6 protein-coding genes and 1 pseudogene are annotated in these 4941 nt (G+C 76.3%); all 7 read left to right on the plus strand.

The window, feature by feature from the left end:
• Positions 1-247, plus strand: a pseudogene (locus B7L92_RS41635) (MCE family protein); the annotation flags it as partial.
• Positions 244-1521: an MCE family protein gene (locus tag B7L92_RS23970; RefSeq protein WP_081239505.1), complete on the plus strand. Its 1278-nt coding sequence runs from the start codon at positions 244-246 to the stop codon at positions 1519-1521. The pseudogene B7L92_RS41635 and the gene B7L92_RS23970, both read left to right, overlap by 4 nt.
• Positions 1518-2033 (plus strand): hypothetical protein, encoded by a 516-nt coding sequence (locus B7L92_RS23975; protein WP_081239506.1) that lies wholly within the window; start codon positions 1518-1520, stop codon positions 2031-2033. Before B7L92_RS23970 ends, B7L92_RS23975 begins: the two co-directional genes overlap by 4 nt.
• Positions 2030-2737: a nuclear transport factor 2 family protein gene (locus B7L92_RS23980; RefSeq protein ID WP_107501586.1), complete on the plus strand. Its 708-nt coding sequence runs from the start codon at positions 2030-2032 to the stop codon at positions 2735-2737. Before B7L92_RS23975 ends, B7L92_RS23980 begins: the two co-directional genes overlap by 4 nt.
• A gap of 27 nt (positions 2738-2764) precedes the next feature.
• A complete protein-coding gene (locus B7L92_RS23985; protein WP_081239507.1) occupies positions 2765-3313 on the plus strand; it encodes an Rv1363c family protein in 549 nt (182 codons plus the stop codon).
• 45 nt (positions 3314-3358) lie between these two features.
• On the plus strand, positions 3359-4198 hold the full coding sequence (locus tag B7L92_RS23990; RefSeq protein ID WP_081239508.1) for a hypothetical protein: 840 nt from the start codon (positions 3359-3361) through the stop codon (positions 4196-4198).
• A 63-nt stretch (positions 4199-4261) separates the two neighbouring features.
• The coding region (locus tag B7L92_RS23995) for a lysozyme family protein (RefSeq protein ID WP_497591312.1) at positions 4262-4941 on the plus strand (680 nt) is incomplete at its 3' end.

A 4941-nucleotide genomic window follows, 5' to 3' on the forward strand; every position in this document is an offset into this window, starting at 1 on the left:
GCCCCTGGTGCCCCGGGGCACGACCCCGCCGTCCGCCCCGGCGGGCGGCGGACCGGACGCGGCGGGGGAGAAGCGGTCCACCGGGAAGGGCGGCGGCGCGCCGGGGGCCGCGTCACCGTCGTCGTCCGTTCCGCCGTCGGGGACCCCGTCGCGGGGCTCCTCGCCCCTGCCGCTGCCCTCCGTGTCCGCGCCCGCCGCCGGGACGGGCGCGACGCCGGCGGCCCCGGACGGGGGTGAGGGCAGGTGATCACCCTCGCCGTACGGCTGAAGAACCTCGCCTTCCTCCTCGTCGCCGTCCTCGCCCTCTCCTACCTCGGCATCCGCTACGCCGACCTCGGCCGGTACGTCGGCGTCGCCGACCACTACACCGTCGACGTGCGGCTCCCGCGCACCGGTGGCCTGTTCACCCACTCCGACGTCACCTACCGGGGCGTCTCCGTGGGGCGCGTCGGACCGATCGGCCTCACCGCCGACGGCGTCGTCGCCGAACTCCGCATCAAGAAGTCCGCCCCGCGCATCCCCGCCGACACCCGTGCCGTGGTCGCCGGGCTCTCCGCCGTGGGCGAGCAGTACATCGACCTGCGGCCCGAGAGCGACGGCGGCCCCTACCTCGCCGAGGGCGCCCGCATCGAACAGGCCGACACCCAGGTGCCCGCACCCGTCACCGACGTGCTCAGCAGCATCGACGACCTCGCCCGCTCCGTCCCGCTCGACGACCTGCGCACGGTCGTCGACGAGTTCGGCAAGGCCTTCGAGGGCCACGGCGACGACCTCCAGGTCCTGCTCGACAGCGGCAGCGACTTCGTCGAGGCGGCCGACCGCGCCCTGCCCTCCACCACCCGGCTCATCACCGACGGCGAGACCGTCCTGCGCACCCAGGCCGAGGAGGAACGGGCCATCCGCGACTTCGCCGTCGGGGCGAGGGAACTGGCCCGCACCCTCAAGGGCTCCGACGCCGACCTGCGCCGCCTCCTCACCGTCACCCCCGAGGCCGCCACCCAGGTCAGCGGCGTCCTGCGGGACCTCGACCCGAGCCTCGGCGTCGTCCTCGCCAACCTCCTCACCACCTCCGAGATCGCCGTCACCCGGCAGCGCGGCACGGAGGAACTCCTCGTGAAGTACCCGGCGGCCGTCGCCGTCGGCGCCACCGCCGTCGACGGAGGGAAGCTGAACCTCGGCATGGCCGTCACCTTCTTCAAGCCCCTGCCCTGCACCGCCGGATACGGCGCCACGCGCTACCGCAACGGGCTCGACCTCGGTACCACGCCCGCCCTCAACACCGGCGCGGCCTGCACCGCCTCCGCCGCGGACGGGTTCAACGTGCGCGGTTCGGCGAACGCCCCGAAGGGCGGCGCGGTGCCCGACCCGGCCAGGCCCGGCTCCCTGCCCTCCGGCAGCGGCGGGGCACGGACCGGCGGACCGGCCGCGCTCCCCGGCGCCCTCGCCCTGCCCGGCCAGGACGGCGAGGCGCCGCAGGACATGGCGGGACTCCTCGCCCCGGCCGGCGGGAGCACGCGATGAGGCGGGCCCGGGTCCTCACCGGCGCGGGGCTCGCCCTGGCGCTCGGCTTCTGCGGCACCGGTGCGTGGACGTACGCGCAGGCGCGCACCGACGACGCGCTCGCGTACGGCCGGGAGCGGGACGAGGCGCTCGCCGACGGACGGCAGGGCATCGCCGTGCTCACCACGCTGGACGCCTCCACCCGGCAGCGGGCGGAGCAGGGCGTCCGGGCCTGGCGCGACGCCTCCACCGGGCCGCTGCGCGAGGAACTGGGCCGCACCGAGGCGAAGGCGGGCGCCTCGGCGCGCGGCACGGTCACCGAGGCCGCCGTCACCGCGCTCGACACGCGCACCGGCACGGCCAAGCTCATCACCACCGTCCGTGTCGAGGTCACGCCCGCCGGATCGAAGAAGCCGGCCACCGACCGCAAACGCCTGGAGGCGGTCCTGGCCCGCACGGGCGAGGGGGAGTGGAAGGTGCGGGCGCTGAGCGCGGTACCGCTCTCGGAGGAGCAGGAGGGCGGGGACCGATGACGCCGACACGGCTGCTGCGCGGGGGCGGGCGTCCCGGGAACGAGAGTTCCGGGAACGAACCCTCCGCGGACGCGACGGACGCGACGGACGCGACGGACGCGACGGAAGTGACGGATACGACGGACGCAGCGAACGAGGCGGACGCGACGGACACGACGGACGCAGCGAACGAGGCGGACGGCGTCCGCGCCCGTCGGCCGCCCGGCGGCCGTCTGCGGCGGGCCGCCCTCGCCGTGACCGCCGCGGTGCTCGTCCTCGGCGGCTGCGGCTTCCTCCACGGCGCCCACCAGTTGAAGTCGGCCGAGTCCGCCCGGAACCGCGCGCTCACCGACACCGAGGCCACCACCCGCGTCGCCGGCGAGGTCGGCAACGCCCTCGCCCGCGTCTTCTCCTACACACCGGACGGCACCGCGGCCACCGAGCGCTCCGCACGCACCGCCCTCGGCGGCCGCGCCGCCCGGCAGTACCGGGAACTCTTCGACCGGGTCCGCGACGACCTCACCGGGCAGCGCGTCACCCTGAGCACCCGGGCCGTCCGCACCGGGGTGATCGAACTCGACGGCGACAGGGCGCGCCTGCTGGTCTTCCTCGACCAGACCTCCCGTCGCGGCAAGGACGAGGCCACCACCGCGGCGGCCCAACTCACCGTCACGGCCCGGCTCGAGAACGGCCGGTGGCGGATCGTCGACCTCAAGGCCCGCTAGCCCGTGCGCGAGAGACTGGAGCACCCCATGAAACGCGCGGTCCGCGCCCTCACCGCACACCGCCCCCGGCCGCTGTCGTCCCTGGTCCTCGCCCTCACCCTCGTCGCGGGCGGCTTCGCGGCGTGGACGGGGCAGGACTGGTACCGCGCGGCCCACGACGACCGGGCCGCGTACGCCGCGCAACGGGACGAGGCGCTCGCCGCCGGGGAGCAGGCCGTGCAGAACCTCAACACGCTCGACCACCGGGACCTGAAGCAGGGGCTCGACCTGTGGGAGTCGTCGACCACCGGTGAACTGCACGAACAACTGGCGTCAGGGCGTGCGGAGTTCGCCGAACAGGTGAAGGCGGCGAAGACGGTCACCACGGCCCGGGTGCTGTCGGGCGCCGTCACCGAACTCGACGACCGCGCCGGCCGCGCCCGGGTGCTGATCGCCCTGCGCGTCACCGTCGGGGCGTCCGACGGCGCGAAGACGGACAAGGACAGCCGCATGCTCGGCGAGCTCACCCGCACCGGGGGCCGGTGGAAGCTGAGCGCCCTGGGGCAGGCCCCCGTGGGCGGCGCACCGACCGGCTGACCCGGTTCCGTACCGCGCAGGCCGCCGCACCGAGAGGACAGCACGATGTCGACGACCCGTCACCACATCAACCGCCAGCGGCGCCGCCAGGCCCGCGCCACCCGGTCCGCCACCTCGGCCGGGACCCCGGAGAGCGCCGGAAGCCCGACCCGTCCGGGCGGCACGGCCGTCCTGCCCCCTCCCGGCTCCCCGTCCCCGCCCTCCGCGCGGACGGCCGAGACGGCCGCGGACGGGAAGGCGGCCGGGTCCGGGAACGGGACGGCGGACCGGAAGGCGTCCGGGGCCGCGCTCGGCGGGAGGAGCGCCCGGGGCCGGTCGCGTCGCCCGGCGGGTCTCGCGGCGCTCTGCGCCCTGACCGTGCTCCTCGGCGGCTTCGCCGGCTGGGCGCACGCGAAGGCCGAGGCGCTCCGGGACGACCCCGCGCGGCGCAACACCGCCCTGACCGACCTGGCCCGCACCAGTGAGCTCAAGGGGCGGACGTCCAAGGCCGTCGACCGGCTCTTCTCCTACGACCACACCGATCCCGGCGCCCTCGAGGAAGCCGCGCGGGACCTCCTCACCGGAAAGGCCGTCGACCAGCACCGCGCCCTGCTCGCCGACGTCCGGAAGCGGGCCGACGCGCAGAAGGCGGTGATCACCACGACGGTCACCGAGAGCGCGGTCGAACGGATCGACGGCGACCGGGCCCGGGTCCTCGTCTACGCCGACCAGAGCAGCGTCGGCACCGCCGGGAACGGGGCCGCCGCGGGCGGGGCGGACAGGACGGGCGAGAGCCGGAAGACCGCGGGGGACGAGGGCGTGTACGCGGGCGCCATGCTCGCCGTCGACGTCGTGCACCGCGACGGACGGTGGCTCGTCTCCGGCATCGACACCTTCGGCCGCTGAGGGCCGCACGAACGACGGAACCCACGGGCGCACACGCCCCCGCATCCGACAGGAGTGACAGCCATGCCCGTACGCCGCGCACGACGTCCGCGCACCGGCCGGACCCGCAGGGGACTGCGGACGACCGCCCTCACCGTGGCGGCCATGGCGGCCCTCACCGCCTCCCGGGCACCCGGACTCGTCGGGGACTTACGGGACGCCCACGCCGCCCCGCCCGCCGACGACGCGCGCAGGCCGGCGGCGGGCGGCCCGTACGCCGAGCCCGCTCCTCCGGGCGACGGTTCCTACCACACCGAACTCCCGCCCCTGACCACCCCGGACGTCGCCTCGGCCGCCCCGGCGCTCGTGCGGGACCTCCGCTCGCAGTCCGGCATCCCGGCCACCGTGCTGCGCGCCTACCGCGCCGCCGAGGCCTCCGTCGGCAGGACGGACCCCGGCTGCCGGCTGCCCTGGGAACTGCTCGCGGCGATCGGCAAGGTCGAGTCCGGTCAGGCGCGCGGCGGCGCGGTCGACGGCAACGGCACGACGCTGGGCCGGATCACCGGGCCGCCGCTGAACGGCCGGGGCTTCGCGCTGATCCGGGACACGGACGGGGGCGCCCACGACGGCGACACGGTCTACGACCGCGCGGTGGGCCCGATGCAGTTCCTGCCGTCCACCTGGGCCCGCTGGGGCACGGACGGCAACGGCGACGGCCGCGCCGAAGATGTTGTTCGGGTCGGCGCGGCCGTCGCCGTTGCCGT

The organism is Streptomyces viridosporus, from assembly GCF_002078235.1.
In the GTDB taxonomy this organism is placed as follows: domain Bacteria; phylum Actinomycetota; class Actinomycetes; order Streptomycetales; family Streptomycetaceae; genus Streptomyces; species Streptomyces viridosporus.

Coding starts and splice junctions, on each gene's coding strand:
- B7L92_RS23975 (WP_081239506.1), top strand. CDS start 1,518: ATGAGGCGGGCCCGGGTCCTCACCGGCGCGGGGCTCGCCCTGGCGCTC.
- B7L92_RS23980 (WP_107501586.1), top strand. CDS start 2,030: ATGACGCCGACACGGCTGCTGCGCGGGGGCGGGCGTCCCGGGAACGAG.
- B7L92_RS23985 (WP_081239507.1), top strand. CDS start 2,765: ATGAAACGCGCGGTCCGCGCCCTCACCGCACACCGCCCCCGGCCGCTG.
- B7L92_RS23990 (WP_081239508.1), top strand. CDS start 3,359: ATGTCGACGACCCGTCACCACATCAACCGCCAGCGGCGCCGCCAGGCC.